Source organism: Facklamia languida CCUG 37842, from assembly GCF_000245795.1.
Taxonomy (GTDB): domain Bacteria; phylum Bacillota; class Bacilli; order Lactobacillales; family Aerococcaceae; genus Facklamia; species Facklamia languida.
This window is the reverse complement of record NZ_JH601133.1, coordinates 821,924-839,224: the sequence shown is the minus strand read 5'-3', so window position 1 is coordinate 839,224 and position 17,301 is coordinate 821,924. Positions and strand designations below refer to the sequence as shown.

General features: G+C 45.4%; 15 protein-coding genes, 2 tRNA genes and 2 rRNA genes. 5 read left to right on the top strand and 14 right to left on the bottom strand.

What is annotated here, in order from left to right:
• Positions 1–6: 6 nt before the first annotated feature.
• From HMPREF9708_RS03825 to HMPREF9708_RS03810, 4 genes are all read right to left on the bottom strand, one after another.
• Positions 7–1,095 (bottom strand): D-alanine--D-alanine ligase, encoded by a 1,089-nt coding sequence (locus HMPREF9708_RS03825; protein WP_006308777.1) that lies wholly within the window; start codon positions 1,093–1,095, stop codon positions 7–9.
• The gene (locus HMPREF9708_RS03820) at positions 1,092–1,871 is read right to left on the bottom strand and encodes a hypothetical protein (RefSeq protein WP_006308776.1); all 780 of its coding nucleotides are present in this window, start codon (positions 1,869–1,871) and stop codon (positions 1,092–1,094) included. The genes HMPREF9708_RS03825 and HMPREF9708_RS03820 overlap by 4 nt, the downstream gene beginning before the upstream one ends.
• Positions 1,872–1,975: 104 nt before the next feature.
• Positions 1,976–2,533 carry a LemA family protein gene (locus tag HMPREF9708_RS03815; protein WP_006308775.1) on the bottom strand — a complete coding sequence of 186 codons (558 nt, stop codon included), beginning with the start codon at positions 2,531–2,533 and terminating at the stop codon, positions 1,976–1,978.
• Between the two features lie 99 nt (positions 2,534–2,632).
• Entirely contained in the window at positions 2,633–3,346 is a 714-nt protein-coding gene (locus HMPREF9708_RS03810; RefSeq protein WP_006308774.1) for a glucosamine-6-phosphate deaminase, read from the bottom strand.
• A gap of 209 nt (positions 3,347–3,555) precedes the next feature.
• On the opposite strand from HMPREF9708_RS03810, the gene HMPREF9708_RS03805 reads away from it, so the two are divergent.
• The 3 genes from HMPREF9708_RS03805 to HMPREF9708_RS03795 all read left to right on the top strand — a co-directional run bounded on the left by HMPREF9708_RS03805 (position 3,556) and on the right by HMPREF9708_RS03795 (position 5,616).
• Positions 3,556–4,233, top strand: a complete 678-nt coding sequence (locus HMPREF9708_RS03805; protein WP_006308773.1) for a hypothetical protein — start codon at positions 3,556–3,558, stop codon at positions 4,231–4,233.
• 31 nt (positions 4,234–4,264) lie between these two features.
• Positions 4,265–4,630: an ArsR/SmtB family transcription factor gene (locus HMPREF9708_RS03800; RefSeq protein WP_006308772.1), complete on the top strand. Its 366-nt coding sequence runs from the start codon at positions 4,265–4,267 to the stop codon at positions 4,628–4,630.
• Positions 4,631–4,797: 167 nt separating this feature from the next.
• Complete coding sequence (locus HMPREF9708_RS03795) at positions 4,798–5,616, top strand: AraC family transcriptional regulator (RefSeq protein WP_006308771.1); 819 nt, start codon at positions 4,798–4,800, stop codon at positions 5,614–5,616.
• A gap of 88 nt (positions 5,617–5,704) precedes the next feature.
• On the opposite strand, the gene glmM is transcribed toward HMPREF9708_RS03795, so the two are convergent.
• From glmM to yidD, 4 genes are all read right to left on the bottom strand, one after another.
• Positions 5,705–7,066: a phosphoglucosamine mutase gene (gene glmM, locus HMPREF9708_RS03790; RefSeq protein ID WP_006308770.1), complete on the bottom strand. Its 1,362-nt coding sequence runs from the start codon at positions 7,064–7,066 to the stop codon at positions 5,705–5,707.
• 40 nt (positions 7,067–7,106) lie between these two features.
• The gene (locus HMPREF9708_RS03785; protein ID WP_006308769.1) at positions 7,107–8,138 is read right to left on the bottom strand and encodes a CdaR family protein; all 1,032 of its coding nucleotides are present in this window, start codon (positions 8,136–8,138) and stop codon (positions 7,107–7,109) included.
• Positions 8,131–8,985: a diadenylate cyclase CdaA gene (gene cdaA / locus HMPREF9708_RS03780; RefSeq protein WP_006308768.1), complete on the bottom strand. Its 855-nt coding sequence runs from the start codon at positions 8,983–8,985 to the stop codon at positions 8,131–8,133. The genes HMPREF9708_RS03785 and cdaA overlap by 8 nt, the downstream gene beginning before the upstream one ends.
• A 62-nt stretch (positions 8,986–9,047) precedes the next feature.
• On the bottom strand, positions 9,048–9,308 hold the full coding sequence (gene yidD, locus HMPREF9708_RS03775) for a membrane protein insertion efficiency factor YidD (protein WP_006308767.1): 261 nt from the start codon (positions 9,306–9,308) through the stop codon (positions 9,048–9,050).
• A gap of 85 nt (positions 9,309–9,393) precedes the next feature.
• Here yidD and HMPREF9708_RS03770 point away from each other — a divergent pair, with 85 nt between their 5' ends.
• A complete protein-coding gene (locus tag HMPREF9708_RS03770; RefSeq protein WP_006308766.1) occupies positions 9,394–10,491 on the top strand; it encodes a M24 family metallopeptidase in 1,098 nt (365 codons plus the stop codon).
• A 41-nt stretch (positions 10,492–10,532) separates the two neighbouring features.
• Complete coding sequence (locus HMPREF9708_RS03765) at positions 10,533–11,339, top strand: biotin--[acetyl-CoA-carboxylase] ligase (RefSeq protein ID WP_006308765.1); 807 nt, start codon at positions 10,533–10,535, stop codon at positions 11,337–11,339.
• A 78-nt stretch (positions 11,340–11,417) separates the two neighbouring features.
• Here HMPREF9708_RS03765 and HMPREF9708_RS03760 read toward each other — a convergent pair whose 3' ends face one another.
• The 6 genes from HMPREF9708_RS03760 to HMPREF9708_RS03735 form a co-directional block, all read right to left on the bottom strand.
• Positions 11,418–12,224: a formate/nitrite transporter family protein gene (locus tag HMPREF9708_RS03760; protein ID WP_006308764.1), complete on the bottom strand. Its 807-nt coding sequence runs from the start codon at positions 12,222–12,224 to the stop codon at positions 11,418–11,420.
• Between the two features lie 81 nt (positions 12,225–12,305).
• Positions 12,306–13,631 carry a polysaccharide deacetylase family protein gene (locus HMPREF9708_RS03755; protein ID WP_006308763.1) on the bottom strand — a complete coding sequence of 442 codons (1,326 nt, stop codon included), beginning with the start codon at positions 13,629–13,631 and terminating at the stop codon, positions 12,306–12,308.
• Positions 13,632–13,851: 220 nt separating this feature from the next.
• Positions 13,852–13,924 (bottom strand) — tRNA-Thr (locus HMPREF9708_RS03750).
• A gap of 118 nt (positions 13,925–14,042) precedes the next feature.
• Positions 14,043–14,115, bottom strand: a tRNA-Asn gene (locus tag HMPREF9708_RS03745).
• A gap of 19 nt (positions 14,116–14,134) precedes the next feature.
• Positions 14,135–14,250 (bottom strand): 5S ribosomal RNA (rrf, locus tag HMPREF9708_RS03740).
• 74 nt (positions 14,251–14,324) lie between these two features.
• A 23S ribosomal RNA gene (locus HMPREF9708_RS03735) occupies positions 14,325–17,194 on the bottom strand.
• Positions 17,195–17,301: the final 107 nt, after the last annotated feature.

Here is a 17,301-nt window from a genome sequence, read left to right as displayed (position 1 = left end):
TCTCTCCTAATCAATCAATGCTTGGGTCAATTGCCTACGAGCATGATACCTTGTCATGGCCAATTGTAACAATTCTTCAATCAGGTCGCGATAATTTAAGCCGGTTGCCTGCCAAAGACTGGGATACATTGAGAACTGAGTAAAACCTGGCATGGTATTCAACTCATTAATGTAGATATCATAATTGCTCGTCACAAAGAAGTCAGCCCGGGCTAAGCCAGCTCCATCAATCGCTAAATAAGCGCGCTTGGCATAGTTTTGAATCTGGTCAATGACATTCTCGGGTAAGTGGGCTGGAATTTCCATCTCGATTGTATTATTGACATATTTTTCATTATAGTCATAGAAATCTTGCTTCTTAACCAAGTGTCCCACAGTTGAGACATGAATATCGGCATTACCAAGAACAGCAACTTCGCACTCTTCGGCTTGAATTCCCTGCTCCACTACAATACGGCGGTCAAATTTCAAGGCTTCAGTTACAGCTTCAATCAGGCATTTTTTATCTTGCACCTTGCTGATTCCTACACTCGACCCCATATTAGCGGGCTTAACGAATAAGGGATAGAGGAGAGTCCCTTCAACCTTTTGGATGAGGGCTTCTTGTTGCAGCTTCCATTCGCTATCTGTAAAAGCAACATAAGGCACTTGAGGGATTCCCGCCTGGTTAAATAAGGCCTTGGTGATAATCTTGTCCATCCCTGTTGCGGAGGCTGTAATCCCGGCACCTACATAGGGCATATCAAGCACTTCTAGAAAGCCTTGAATGGTGCCATCTTCTCCATTAGGCCCATGTAAAACTGGAAAGACAATCGCATCCTTTTCCTGGATGGCTCCAGGTGCAATTTCAATCCCTTGGGAGGGGGTATTCGCATCAGACCAACCCATTTGATCACTACTTCTTAAGATCAATTGTTGGTCTCCTAGCGAAGGCTGGTCAAGGACTTCTCCCTTAATCCAGCGTCCATCTTTCGTAATATAAATCGGTTGAACCGTATAAACTGAATACATGATTGCCTGCAAGATACTGTGCGCCGATAAAAGCGAGATCTCATGCTCTGCACTCTTACCACCGTATAAAAGAATAATTTTCATTCTATTTCCTCCACATCATCCGACTCCAGCTTCTTAATGACGAGATCCCATTTTCCACTGTCTGATTGATAGCTTAGACTGCCAATTGACTGATCTTGGCTTAGATTGCGGGTCAAATTTGTCAATTCATCTTCAATAATATAAAGTGGCAAAAACCACTGACCATCAACTCGATCCGCCTGCTTAAAATCCACCTTCAAACCTGAAACAAACAAAGGGGACATGGCTTCAAGAATCACAAGTGGAAGCCGATTGGCCTCCTTCTCCTTTCTATGAAACCAAGCCCGGTTCTCGTTCATCAGTTGCGTCATATGGTGACTCAAAGCCCGTTGAAATCTCGGATAAAAGTGGGTCATATGCCGATAGTAAGTCTTATTCAGACCGTTTGGCATGGTCAGATACACATAGTTGTTCTGCAATTTATAGAAAAAAGGTGACCGTAGGGCCTTCGAAGCATGGAAAAGATAGAGCAACTCTGAAATCTCAAAGGGGGCAAGCTGGTGCATCATTTCGATACTATCGAAATCAATCCAATTCGAGAGTCGCCTGCCTTCCTTGTGACACAGATCAAAATAGTCAACGACTTCATCTTGTCCGCGCAGAATCTTGAAGTCCGTTTGAACATCGTAACGGCCAAACTCTTCTGGGGCGTTCGCTAAAATAATATTCTGTGGCATATATTGTTTAGCAAAATCATTCACAGTCAAGTCTATTCCACGCGTCATAAAATAATTCGTGACCACATCATAATGAATATATAGATTTAAACGCCCCAAATACTTACCTCCTTTCAAGAGAGTTCATTGAACCTATTCTACTCTTTTCTTCTTGATCTGAAAAGTAAGGGTTGATCACGTTTGTGTATCAATTTGATTAAATATTAAAATTCTACCTTGGGTGCTTGCTTCGCTTCAGCGGGTGCTTCTAAATAGTCCTTCGTTGTAAAGCCATGAACATTAGCGATTAGACTATTTGGAAAGACTTGAACCTTCTGATTAAAGGTCTGAACACTTGAATTATATAATTGACGAGCCACCGCAATCTTATTCTCTGTTTCCTCCAGAGTGGACTGCAATTGTTGGAAATTCTGGTTGGCTTTCAATTCAGGATATTGCTCAGCCACAACCAATAAGCGTGATAAAGCATTTGATAAGTGATTTGATTGCGCATTAATCGCTTCTGGGCTGGCATCCTTAGGTAAATCCACTAATTGCTGACGGGCTTGGGTCACGCTTTCTAATGTGTCCTTCTCATGGTTCGCATACCCTTTAACTGTCTCAACCAAGTTGGGAATTAAATCATTACGACGTTGCAATTGGACATCAATTTGACTAAAGGAACCTTCGACACCATTTTTTGCTTTAATCAGGCTATTGTAAACACCCATCCAGACAAGCGCTAGAACAACAACCACTGCTATAAGAATCCACCACATCATATTGTCACAACCTTTCTATGTTATTACCTCTATTATAATCAATTTTATTTAACCTGTGAACTCTCAACGAAGCTCGACTAGCCGAAATCGACAGCCAATTTACTCCACGCGAGTCAACTCCTGGGCCGCTTCTTCATCTAAGAGAACGGTGACATGGGGATGGCTTTGCAGACAAGTCACAGGCAGGTCCTCACTCATAGGCCCTTCGATCAGTCCTTTAATGGCGGCAGCCTTCTTCGCCCCAAAAGCCATCAGAAGAATTTGCTTGGCCTTCAGAATGGAAGCAATTCCCATACTCAATGCTTCTTGTGGAACCGCCTCTTGACTCGAGAAGAACCGTCCATTATCCGCAATCGTCTGGGACGTCAGCTGTACCGCATGGGTCGTCCGATCAAAAGGCGTTCCAGGCTCATTAAAGCCGATATGACCATTGGAACCAATCCCCAATAACTGTAAGTCGATGGGATGGGCATCGATGATTGCCTCATACCGTTCTGCTTCTGCTTGAATATCTTCCGCCAAACCATTCGGAATATAAGTTGCTCCGAAGGGCTTCTTATTAAATAAGTGGTCCTGCATAAAGTAAGCATAACTCTGAGGATCTTGAGGGGCTAATCCGAGATACTCATCGAGATTTATGGCAATATCCTGCGAGAAATCCAGGTCACTGGCCGCCAATAAGTGATAAAGAAACTCTGGCGTAGAACCAGTTGCTAGTCCAAAGACTCGCCCGCCTTTTTCTTTTACCTCTTTAAATAGTTCTAAGGCTTGATAGCTCGCTTCTTCTGCTGTTTTAAATATTTTGATCTCCATTCAATTATTCCTCCTCTGGATCGTTATTGTCATTGGTTTATTGTAACACGAATTCATTTAAATAAGAATATTGGAGCATTTCATGACAGAAGTCACAATTTTACAACATTCTAGTTACAAAAGACTCATTACTCTGATAATCATGATACACTAGACTTAATCGATGACGAATTTTATCCAAAAAATCTTTCAAAAAAGGAGGTTCACTTATGAAAAAGCATCCAAAAACATCATCCATCCTCCGGGCTTTGTTACTTACCATCCTGCTGGTTGGAGGATTGACTGGCTTCTTAGACCATCAATCATTATTAGCGAAGAGTCCTGAATTGCCTTTGCTCACCCACGACTCAGACACCAACCAGCCACTGGCTCCTAACTCCCCCAATGATCAAACGGAAGAGCCCAAAGAATCCACAACCACCTCCCATGAGGGGACCACAACAACGACTGAAGAGACGACAACCACTCTCGAAGTGATTCCTCCAACCCCGCCGATCACATTTGAACCGGAAGAAACCACTAAAACAACTGCAGAGCCCGTTCAGCCAAGCTCTACCAAGGAGAACCAAACAAAAGAAACCGAAGAGACCCAAACGACTCGTGAATCTCAAGAGGAAGCGAGGCCGACTACCTCTTCCCAGTCAGCAGGCAGTCTGGTGGTCATCTCTAAGCAGACGGTTTCAGTCGACTACTTGATCTCTTCCTACTTAAAGCTGGCTCAAGAGAAGGCGCGAGCCTTAAAGCAGGCTTATTATTTGATCAGCTTGCTTACCCGTCAATTTTCCTTCTTCCCTGATGCAAATACTTTAAGGGTCCTGGACTTGCAAGTCACCGACTGGTGGATCCAGTGTCTTGACTACATGATTGTCACCAATAATATCAGCTAATGGACTACGATCATTGAAAGGAGGTCTGACCTTGCCAGAGTATTGTTGCTATAGTGGCCATGAATTGAACCAAGAGAAGAAGCGGGCAGCCGACCTGTTACAAACTTCCATGATCGAAAGTAAGGCGGCCTTATTTAAGATTCTAGGTGACTGTAACCGGCTCAAAATTATTGAACTACTGATGAATTATGACAAATTGTGTGTATTCGAAATTGCCAAATTAATCGATGTCTCGATCGCCACCACCTCTCACCATCTCATCACACTCAAGAATTATCAAATCATTCACTCCCACAAAGAAGGAAAGCATGTGATCTATTCTTTAAATAACCCCTTAATCACAGACCTGATAGAACTCGCTAACCGAGTGGACATCCCCTCAAATGGTTGCTTATAGCAGCCATTTTTTACTTGTCTGAATACTAGAAAGTTCCAACAAGCAAAGTATTCCTCACCCACTATCAAGATCTTTAAAACAAAAAAACGATTACATTTTACTTCCGTTTGGTGTATGATAAGATTGTAATCAAGCAATTAACTTATATCTTTTGAGGGGGACAGATTATGTACATTTCGAATATCAATTCTGCTTCGATCAAACTCGAATCGATTCAATTAGAAAAAGTCCCGACCAATCGTGATATCACTGTTGGCTCTCAAGACCAATTAGTGATGATCTACATGCATAAAGGGGCTGCCAACTATCGCTACCAAGAAGCAATGGGTGAGTTAAAGAAACGGGACATCATTATTCTTAATCCCAACCAAGAGTTTACCATCCAGCCGATTCGCAAAATCGAATGGTTTAAGATTAATATCTCAGGCATCGTTTTTACGTCTTCTTCTGAGATTGAATCACAAGAGCAGCTCTTCATCGTCCAAGACCATACCCAAACCATAAAATACTATCTCGACCTCGCCCTGCTAGAGTTTAACCAGCTCTTCCGCGGTTCAGACCTCGTCTTACGTAAGTTAATCGAATGTGTGATGGTTCATGTGCTGCGTCACCATGAACTATCCATCAAAGATGCAGCTGTCCAGATTCGTCACGACGAAATCGAAAAGATTAAGCAGTATATTCGAGACAATTATAATCAAAAGGTCACCCTAGACGAGCTCGCTGACCTCGTGGATATTAATAAATATTACCTGATCCGACTCTTTAAACAACAGACCGGTCTTTCCCCCATTGACTACCTCATTCATGTCCGCTTATCCGAAGCAGAGAAGCTCCTGACCCATTCATCGGTGACAATCTCCAAGATCTCGGATATTGTCGGCTTCCATTCCCCTTCTCACTTCTCTAAGACCTTCAAGGAGAAGAACAATATCACCCCTTCGGCTTTCCGCCGCCAATACGCCAACCAAGGCTCTCAATATTAATTGATTGAACCAAAAGAAGGATCCAGCACTTTAGCTGGATCCTTCTTTTCTTGATCTTTATGTTGGCAGAAGAGACTTTTCCAAGGGCTTAGTCTTTATCCAGTCCTCGAACCCTTTGGATGACTTGGGCAATTTGGTCGACATATTGCGCCACCAATTCCTCGGTCTCGGCCTCCGCCATGACACGTAACAAAGGTTCTGTCCCACTTGGGCGGACTAAGACACGTCCCTTACCTTGCATCTGATCCTCCACCGCTTGAATAGCCGCTTGTACCTCTGGCTCATCTAGGACGGTTGCCTTGTCATGAACTCTTACATTCACTAACTTCTGGGGATAAGTCGTTACTTGTGAAGCCAGCTGAGAAAGGCTCTGCTTAGTCTCTTGCATAACTGCCATCAGTTGCAGGGCAGACAAGAGGCCATCCCCCGTGGTATTAAGATCCAGGAAGACAATATGACCCGATTGTTCGCCCCCAATTGTTAAGCCCTGGTCGCGCATCTTCTCAACCACATACCGGTCTCCCACTTGCGTTTCCAATGCAACCATGCCATGGGCTTCAACTGCTTGATGAAAGCCAATATTACTCATCACGGTTGAGACAACCGTATTTTCCTTCAAACGTCCCTTATCTTTGAGATGGTTGGCACAAATAAACATGATCTTATCGCCATCCACCAAATTTCCTTCTTCATCCACTGCGATCAACCGATCGCCGTCCCCGTCAAAGGCCAAGCCGAGGTCTACTTCCTTCTCCTTGACAAAGGCCTGTAAGGCTTCAGGGTGAGTCGAGCCAACCCCATCATTAATATTTAAGCCGTTTGGCCGGTCGCCCATCGTATAAAAATCTGTATCCAAGTCGGCAAAGAGCTGATTAATCAGAGGTGCAGTTGCACCATTGGCTGCATCAATTGCGACTTTTAGGCCGGTCAAGTCCGTCGATAGGGTCGATTGAAGGAAATTAAGGTATTTAATGGTTCCCTCATGGAACTCATCAATGGTACCCAAACCTTGGGCACTGGGTCGCGGTAAGTCATCGGTTGCTCGATCCAGTAGGGCTTCGATTTCCTCTTCTTGATCATCCGATAATTTAAAGCCATCTGCCCCGAAGAATTTAATCCCATTATCTTCAACTGGATTGTGGGATGCTGAAATCATAATCCCCGCAATCGCATTTTGTGTACGGGTTAAGTAAGCCACGGCTGGAGTCGGAACGACTCCTAGCTGCATCACTTCGATTCCCACTGATAGTAGGCCGGCGGTCATTGCCGCTTCTAACATTTCCCCCGAGATACGGGTATCCCGTGCGATGAGGACACTTGGATGCTCAACTTCTGGAGCATGCTGCCTTAAGACATAACCCCCACAGCGTCCTAATTGGTAGGCGAGTTCTGCCGTTAACTCTTGGTTAGCCAGACCTCTAATCCCATCCGTTCCAAAATATTTTCCCATGATTCTCTCCTATCTTGTCACTCGATCGATGACGATTAATCTATTCTTGATCTTGTGTCTCATCTTGTTTATCCAACTCAACTGTTGAATTCACTTCCGCTGTTGTCGTAGTATCAATGGCTTCAATCTTCACCTTGATCGGAACTTGGTTGGTACTTGCATTCGATATGCCACTAGGAAGATTCAACATGCCAACGATTTCTTGTGAGGCTTGGATATTAGAGACATCCACCACTACTTCAACAGCTTCTAAGGCGTTTAACACGGCTTCACTTCCATACAAGGTCACACTCTCTTGGTCAAGGAAGGCATAAGAGTAGGTATATTTCGTATTATCCTCTCCAAGCGCGACGAGTTTTAGTGGCAATTCTTTAGAATGTTCGACCACTTCTACCTTCACCTTAATATCTGAAGTTTCTGTGTTGACATCCAAGAGCTCACCCTGCTTATCTAAGATCTGAATTCGGTAGACATCTGAGAAGGTCTCCTTGACAGGCTGGGCAGAGCTAATATTGATTCCAACAAAATCAATGGCTTCGATCATTTCTTTACTGCCCGTCAGCTTAACTTCTTTGGGGTCCATCTCAACGGAGGCAACTTGGTAGCCGTCCTCCACCTGTAAACCATCTAATTTATATTGGACAGGTAAGGTGACAACCTCCCGCTGCTTAACGGAAACCTTCACTCGTCCTGGTATGATACGATAATTTACTTCATTCGGCAAGCCCTTAATCGTGAGGGCCAGGGTAGTTGTGCCGATATCTTCTCGCGAAATAGACTCTGTTTGCACCACAAAGCTTTCTTGGGTCACTTGGTTCAAGATATTACGTGGACCTTCTAACTTAACAGTAACTTTCTCTTGTAAGTCACTGACATAGAGGTCATCGGGATGAGGCCCCAAGTAAAGCGGGACATTATATAGGGTTTCACTCGAATTGACACTCGTCGCAATTTGTGAATTAATCGCATTATTGCGTAACCGATTCTCATTTGTCACTAAGGAATAAATCACAATCGCAAAGAGGAGTGAAATCAAACGAACAGCCCATTTGTTCTGCCAAATCTTATCCATTCTTAGACCTCCTCTTAAACTTACCCTCGATCGCAAAGAAGTCCTTGAGATACTGCCATAGATCGCGATTATTCGCCTTCTCTTCTTCATAGAGGTACTTAACTAACAAGTTATGCAGGGCCTCTCGGTCCAGATCGCGGTGCAAGAAGTCGTGCTTAACGACACTAATAGCCCCCGTCTCTTCCGAAACGATCAGGGTCAAGGCATCTGTTGCTTCCCCCAGACCAATGGCCGCCCGGTGGCGTGTCCCTAATTCCTTAGGAATCGTCTTGCTCTCTGAAAGAGGCAAGTAACAAGAAGCTGCAGCAATCTTGAAATTATGGATAATAACGGCACCATCATGCAAGGGGGTATTTGGAATAAAGATATTAATCAGGAGTTGACTCGAGATCTCGGACTCTAAATCAATACCAGTAGAGATGAACTCCTCCAAAGGATCTTCTGCTTCAATCGAAATAAGGGCACCAATCTTCCGCTTAGACATATAGAGTAGAGAGGTCTCTAAATCCTCAATCAAATCCTCACTGGGGTTTCGTTTAGATGAGCGCGAGGTAAATAGATTCCGTCCCAAATTCTCTAGCACTCGCCTTAGCTCTGGCTGAAAGAGAATGATGAGGGCAATCACACCCCAAGAGATAATTTGGTTCAATACCCAATCAATAGTCTGTAGACCGACTGCTTGACTGATTGATTTCGCGACAAAGATCACGGCCACACCCTGCAAGACATTCATGGCTCTTGTCCGCTGAGCATACATAATCATACGATAAATAATAAACCATACAATGGCAATGTCTAATAGACTGACTAGGGGCTTGGCCCCTAAAAATTGATTGATCCAGCTCAAACCTTTCCACCTACTTTCAAACTCTTTATTATTCTACCATATCTGACTGGGATCCACAGCAGTTACTTCTTATTTTGTGGCCGATAGGAGGGATGACGTCGTAAGGTGAAATAATCCGGAACAGGATCCTGTCCCCCCTTGATCAAGGGGTGACATCTGAAGATGCGCCCCATTCCCATGAGAAAGCCCTTAAAAGCTCCATGCTTGTTAATCGCTTGAATCATATAGTTGGAACAAGTCGGTTGATAGCGACAAGAAGGAGGAAAGAGCGGTGAGAGATAGCGCTGATAGGCTTTAACAAGTTGAATAAGGAATCGCTCCATACTAAGACCTCCGACTTTAATCTGTTATTATCTGTTATTTCTATTATAATAGTTTACAAAAGAGATACAAACTGGAGGGACTTTTATGGGCAACCCATCAATAAACAAGCTACAAGCAACCATGCAGAGCCAAGAAATTGCCAACCTACTGATTAGTGATCCAATCAGTATTGGCTACTTAACTCAATATCAAGTTGGACCCGGCGAGCGTCTTCTATTATTGATTCTCAAGGCCGATGGCCAAATGTATCTAATCTTGAACCAGCTCTTCCCTGCCTACCAAGGCGACCAAGAGAACCTGGAAGTCATCACCTACCATGATGGCCAAGCTATCATGTCCCAAATTGCGAAGATTTTGGATCCTGGCCGAACCGGAGTAGATAAAACCTGGCCAAGTGCCTTTTTATTAGAATTAATGCAAGAAAGACCAGCCTTGACCTTCCTGAATGGTAGCCCCTTGATTGATGATTTGCGGGCTATTAAGTCCCAAGACGAAATTGATCGCATGCGGGAAGCTTCCCATCGCAATGACCAAGCCATGGCCCAAATGGTCGAATTAGCCAAACAAGGTCTCAGCGAACAAGCGATGCGGGACCACCTGGCTAAGATTTATTCTGATTTAGACTGCAATGGTTTCTCCTTTGAACCGATCATTGCATATGGTTCAAACGGGGCAGACCCCCACCATGAAACAGACCACACCCTACCCCAAGCTGGAAATAGTCTGGTCATTGATATCGGGTCTTCATACAAGCAGTACTGCTCCGATATGACCCGGACACTGTTCTATGGTCCGATCAGTGACCGAGATCGAACCATCTATGAGACGGTTCTGGCAGCTAACCTGGCGGCCATTCAAGCGGTCAAACCTGGCGTAACCTTCGCTTCCATTGACCGGACAGCCCGTCAAGTCATTGAAGAAGCAGGGTATGGTGAATATTTTACCCACCGGTTAGGTCATTCGATCGGCCGGGATGTGCATGAAGCAGGGGATGTAGGTCCCTTCAACGAGGACTTAATTCAAGTTGGTCAGGTCTTCTCGATCGAACCAGGTATTTATATTCCTGGTGAAATGGGGGTTCGAATCGAAGACCTAGTGGTGGTCACTGAAGACGGATGTGAAGTCCTCAACCAATACCCTAAAGACCTCCTCATCATCGACCTCCCACAAGCAGAGGACTAAAATCACATATTCTATCGGAAGGGAGGCTTGTTGGTCGCAAAATGTTTTCACTTCATCAATTTAAAGGTCAGCTGATTCCTGCCTGGAATGACCTTAAGGTCCATTACCAAGCCGAGGTGGCATCCACCAATGACCTTGCTAAAGATTATCTTGCGGATGATCCAAAAGCTCCGGGCCTTTTCGTCAGTCACCACCAAACTAAAGGGCGCGGTCGCTATGGTAAAGCCTTCTACTCTCAATTGCGCCATGGCCTCTACTTCAGCCTGGCCTTGCCCATCCGATCAAGTCAGACCTACCCAGTCGACCAAATGACCCTGATGACGGCCAGTGCCATAGTCGAAGCTTTCAGCCCCTACCTAGAAGGAGCTTTAGCAATCAAGTGGGTGAACGACCTCTTCTACCAGCAGCGGAAGGTGGCAGGGATTCTGACAGAAGGAGTGCTGGATTCGTCTACCTGGGCAATCAAAGGTCTTGTTATCGGCGTAGGACTGAACTTAGCTGGCTCCTTCAGCCAGGCGGACCCTTGTCTTCATGCGCTTGCGGGTACCTTTTTTGGTCAGACTTTACCTGATTCTTTTAAACAAGAAGAATGGCTGGCCCAATTCCTGAACCTCCTGCACAATCTATTAAGGGGAAATCATGAACCAGACTACCTGACTATTTATCGTAGCCACTTAATGGGGGTGGGCCAAGTCATTACTTACCAAGATGCTCACCAAACCAGCCGAGGGATCCTCCGAGGCATTAACGACCAAGGCCATCTCCTCATTCAAAAACCAGACCTATCCATTCAAAGCTTAACCAGTGGACAAATCCATCTGGGCAGCCAACAGTTTCGCAATTTATAAGCGCACAAAAAGCCTGAGAAACCATGGTTCCTCAGGCTTTGATCATGCTCTAATTATCGAATAAGATTCGATTTTCACTTAATCTTGTAGGGATAAGCCATCCTCGTTGAGCCAAGCATAGACTAAGCCCATCACCAGTCCGCCTCCAATAAAATTACCAATCCAAGCCATGAGCCAAGCCATCAAGACGGGTACAAATTGAATGGCTTCAGAAGTGTAATTCGAGAAAGCGACAATACTAAAGGAGCCAAAATTGGCAATCACGTGTTCATTCCCCAGGAATACAAACATAAAGATCGCCCCAAAGACTAAAATTAATTTAGCCACTTCATTCTTCGCCATTAAGTAGCTTAAAATCGCAATGTTCACAAAGATATTTGCCACAATAGCCTCAATAAAGATCTGTAGTAAGTCTTTTGCCAACTTCCCTTCGACCGTCGTCACAATAAAACTCTCAGCGGTTAAGTGGCTCAAGGCACCTGTGTTATCAATCAACCAAGCGGCGATTACAGCCCCTACGAAATTCCCTAAGGTACAAAACAGCAGAATCTTAGTAGCCTTACCCGGCTTAATCAGGCGATGATAGACACCAACTGTTAAGTACATCATATTTGAAGTCGCTAATTCCTGGTGTAGGAATAAAATAAAAGATAGGCCAAAAGCAAATAGGAAGGAGTAAATAAATTTACCCAGGTGTGGAGCATCCACATTAATATAATCAGCTGCATACACCCCGCAGGCTGTGGCTAAGACCAGCATCGCACCCGCATACATGGACCGTACGAAATAACGCGCCTTACTTTCTTCATAAAGGCCTTCCTTCTTACCAATCGCACCCTTAATCGTATTCACGAAATTTGAGTGTTCCATCACGTTCTCTGTCATTCCAAATCTCCTTTATCAATTCATTCACTCCCAAGTGTAGCACTTAGGTTGAATTATTCAAGAGCTATTTAATGTTTACCCTTATTCAGCAAAATACCGCATTTTGAAGGAAAGGTCTTGGGGTTTGGCGAACTGGTAGCCACGCTCTTGTAACATTGGAATTAGCCGGTCTAAAGCGGGGGCAGCTGCCGCATGCGTATCGTGCATGAGCAACAAGCTATGCTTCTGCAAGGCGTTCTCTGTTTCTTGAACAATCGCATCAGCATCATGTGAGGACCAATCTAATGTGTCAATATTCCATAGAATCGAGGTCATGCCTTCCTTCTCCATCAACTTGACGACCCTCGCTCCTCCGGTTCCAAAGGGTAAGCGATAGATGTCTGGACGGAATCCGACCGCATCTTCGATCACTTGTTGACACCATTCGAACTGTTGCAGGACTTCTTCATCACTTAACTTGCTCATATCAGGATGGCTATAAGAGTGATTTCCAATTTGATGGCCTTCTTCAACAATCCTTTGAACAATTTCAGGATGCTGCTCAACGTAGGCTCCCATTAAGAAGAAGGTCGCTTTGACATTGTATTTCTTCAAGACATCCAGGACCTCTGGCGTATGGTCAGGGTTTGGCCCGTCATCGAAGGTGAGCGCAATCAAGGGATCGTTATCATACATTGTCCCCTTTAATTCCTCTTTAAGAAAATGACTCTCATTCATCGCTGCAATTTGTTCGTCATCATAATCACCATACTGACTAGCCGCCTTAATGCCTTCAGCTAGTTGATGAGCATACTGGCTTAACTTATCACGCAAGACTTGCCCTTGGGGTTGGTCCAGTTCATGTTGGTACTTGTCCTCAATCGCACCCAAGGCTTGGACTGCTTCAATTAAGTCCCCTCGCACCGATACCTCTTGTGGCAATTGGTCGATCGCCTGATCGGCTTCATCAATCTTGGACAGAGTCGTTTGCGCTTGACTGTAAAGTTGGCAAGCGTTACGTGTTAAGGCACCCCGCTCACATTCCTTCACCATTGCTTCTACCTTGTCAACATCCAAATCAGAGACTAGATTGCCATTTGAATCAAAGAGCTTTTTAGCCGCTTGATAATTATCATACTGTCTTTGTAGGTCATCGACTTGGTTCGAATAATAAGCACGACTTAAGACGGGTAGATGGTCGACTTCCTCTTGTAGCTGATCAATTTGCTTCTGTGTGATCTTCGAATTTAAAGTCAAAGCCTCTGTCATAGTATCGTAGAGCGCTTCGATCTGCTTGTCCATCTGGGCACCTGACACCACAAAAGAAGTTGCCTGCCAGATACTAAATAAAATTAAGGCCACTACTGCTCCGATTATCAGAATGGTTCGGTTCAAATGAGCGGTTGTTTGGCTTGGTTCCTGATCCATTTAAATACCTCCTAAAATAGATCCTCTCCTATCTATTATAGTAACTTTTTTCCTAAATTGGTAGACAATCCGAGGGGAAATAACTATAAAATAATAGAATTCACACTTTATTCAAGAATGGCCATTATCCTTTCCCAAAAATCAAAAAACCACAAAGGGCTATAGAGCGCTTTGCGGTATTAAGTAAATAATTTAAATATCTTCTTTTTGCAAGTAAATAAGCCACCTGCCGGGATTGAACCGGCGACCTCATCCTTACCATGGATGCGCTCTACCTGCTGAGCTAAGGCGGCAATAGAATAAAAGCGAATCACTTAACCATCATACCATAAAAAGCTAATACTGTGAATGATTCTTGGTCATAAAGCTAAATAGGATAGTCAAAAGTCATTTCTTTACAAAAAAAAAGAACTCCGCCAGTAGGGCTCGAACCTACGACATCATGATTAACAGTCATGCGCTCTGCCAGCTGAGCTATGGCGGAATAAACATAAATGAAAAACGCGTGGCAACGTCCTACTCTCACAGGAACAAAGTTCCAACTACCATCGGCGCTAAGAAGCTTAACTGCTGTGTTCGGCATGGGAACAGGTGTGTCCTTCTTGCCATCATCACCACACGTCTTCTTTATGTCTTAGAGCGTCTCTCGATCACTCAAAACTAAATAACACCTCACAAAACCTTAAAATCTTTATGGTTAAGTCCTCGACCGATTAGTACTAGTCCGCTCCATATATCACTATACTTCCACTTCTAGCCTATCTACCTGATCGTCTCTCAGGGGTCTTACTTCTTTCGAATGGGAAATCTCATCTTGAAGCTGGCTTCCCGCTTAGATGCTTTCAGCGGTTATCCATCCCACACATAGCTACCCAGCGATGCTCCTGGCGGAACAACTGGTACACCAGCGGTGTGTCCATCCCGGTCCTCTCGTACTAAGGACAGCTCTTCTCAAATTTCCTACGCCCGCGACGGATAGGGACCGAACTGTCTCACGACGTTCTGAACCCAGCTCGCGTACCGCTTTAATGGGCGAACAGCCCAACCCTTGGGACCGACTTCAGCCCCAGGATGCGATGAGCCGACATCGAGGTGCCAAACCTCCCCGTCGATGTGAACTCTTGGGGGAGATAAGCCTGTTATCCCCAGGGTAGCTTTTATCCGTTGAGCGATGGCCCTTCCATGCGGTACCACCGGATCACTAAGCCCGACTTTCGTCCCTGCTCGACTTGTAGGTCTCGCAGTCAAGCTCCCTTCTGCCTTTGCACTCTGCGAATGATTTCCAACCATTCTGAGGGAACCTTTGGGCGCCTCCGTTACTCTTTAGGAGGCGACCGCCCCAGTCAAACTGCCCACCTGACACTGTCTTCCGCTTGCTTGGCGCGAGTTAGAGGGTTCATATCACAAGGGTAGTATCCCACCATCGCCTCCATGCATACTGGCGTACACACTTCTTAAGCTCCTACCTATCCTGTACATGTCACACAAACACTCAATATCAAGTTGCAGTAAAGCTCCATGGGGTCTTTCCGTCCTGTCGCGGGTAACCTGCATCTTCACAGGTACTATAATTTCACCGAGTCTCTCGTTGAGACAGTGCCCAGATCGTTACGCCTTTCGTGCGGGTCGGAACTTACCCGACAAGGAATTTCGCTACCTTAGGACCGTTATAGTTACGGCCGCCGTTTACTGGGGCTTCAATTCGCACCTTCGCTTGCGCTAAGCACTCCTCTTAACCTTCCAGCACCGGGCAGGCGTCAGCTCCTATACATCATCTTACGATTTAGCAGAAACCTGTGTTTTTGATAAACAGTCGCCTGGGCCTATTCACTGCGGCTGACTTGCGTCAGCACCCCTTCTCCCGAAGTTACGGGGTCTTTTTGCCGAGTTCCTTAACGAGAGTTCTCTCGCTCACCTTAGTGTTCTCCACTTGACTACCTGTGTCGGTTTGCGGTACGGGTTGGGTGCACTCACTAGAAGCTTTTCTCGACAGTTTGATTATCCACCTTCGCTACTTCTTGCTTCGCTCCAGGTCACAGCTCGTCGTTAGAGATAAGCCTTTCACTCTTCTCCCGCTTCACTGCTTCTACAGACGCTTCCATCCGTCTGCGTGGATTCACCTCCTGTGTCCCTCCATCGCTCAAACGTTACCCCAAGTACAGGAATTTCTACCTGTTATCCATCGCATACGCCGTTCGGCTTTTGCTTAGGTCCCGACTAACCCAGGGAGGACGAGCCTTCCCCTGGAAACCTTAGTCTATCGGTGGACGGGATTCTCACCCGTCTTTCGCTACTCATACCGGCATTCTCACTTCTATACGCTCCAACACTCCTTACGGTATGCCTTCTCCGCCTATAGAACGCTCTCCTACCATTCATTGCTGAATCCACAGCTTCGGTGTACTGTTTAGCCCCGGTACATTTTCGGCGCAGAATCACTCGACTAGTGAGCTATTACGCACTCTTTCAATGATGGCTGCTTCTAAGCCAACATCCTAGCTGTCTGTGCAACTCCACATCCTTTTCCACTTAACAGTAACTTAGGGACCTTAGCTGGTGGTCTGGGCTGTTTCCCTCTCGACTACGGATCTTATCACTCGCAGTCTGACTCCCAGAGATAAGTCTGTGGCATTCGGAGTTTATCTAGATTCGGTAACCCGGGAGGGCCCCTCGTCCAAACAGTGCTCTACCTCCACGACTCTTACTCTGAGGCTATACCTAAATATATTTCGGAGAGAACCAGCTATCTCCAAGTTCGATTGGAATTTCTCCGCTACCCACACGTCATCTAAACACTTTTCAACGTGTCCTAGTTCGGTCCTCCAGTGCGTCTTACCGCACCTTCAACCTGCACATGGGTAGGTCACCTGGTTTCGGGTCGACGACCTATAACTTGCGCCCTATTCAGACTCGCTTTCGCTGCGGCTCCGTTTCTTCAACTTAACCTCGCTACAAATCGTCACTCGCCGGTTCATTCTACAAAAGGCACGCCATCACCCCTTAACGGGCTCTGACTACTTGTAAGCACACGGTTTCAGGTACTCTTTCACTCCCCTCCCGGGGTGCTTTTCACCTTTCCCTCACGGTACTGGTTCACTATCGGTCACTAGGGAGTATTTAGCCTTACCAGATGGTCCTGGTGGATTCCGACGGGATTTCTCGTGTCCCGCCGTACTCAGGATCCTCCGCAGTTCGCCAATCTTTCGTATACGGGAGTCTCACCCTCTTCGCTGCTCCTTCCCATGAGCTTCTACTAGATCTTTGAATCTTTATCGGAGTCCTACTACCCCACTGTGCATGCACAATGGTTTGGGCTCTTCCCCGTTCGCTCGCCGCTACTTAGGGAATCATTCTTATTTTCTTTTCCTGCAGGTACTTAGATGTTTCAGTTCTCTGCGTCTACCTTCCTTGCGGATAATGATCTTTCAATCATTGGGTTCCCCCATTCGGAAATCTTCGGATCTTAGCGTACTTACCGCTCCCCGAAGCATATCGCTGTTCGTCGCGTCCTTCATCGGCTCCTAGTGCCAAGGCATTCACCGTGCGCCCTTTATTGCTTAACCACAATACTTTCGCTTTCTTACTCTATAACTTACGTTATAGACTCGGTCAATTTCTCGGTTCATTATATCTTTTTAAGAAATAATGGATCTCTCATAGCTCGCATCGA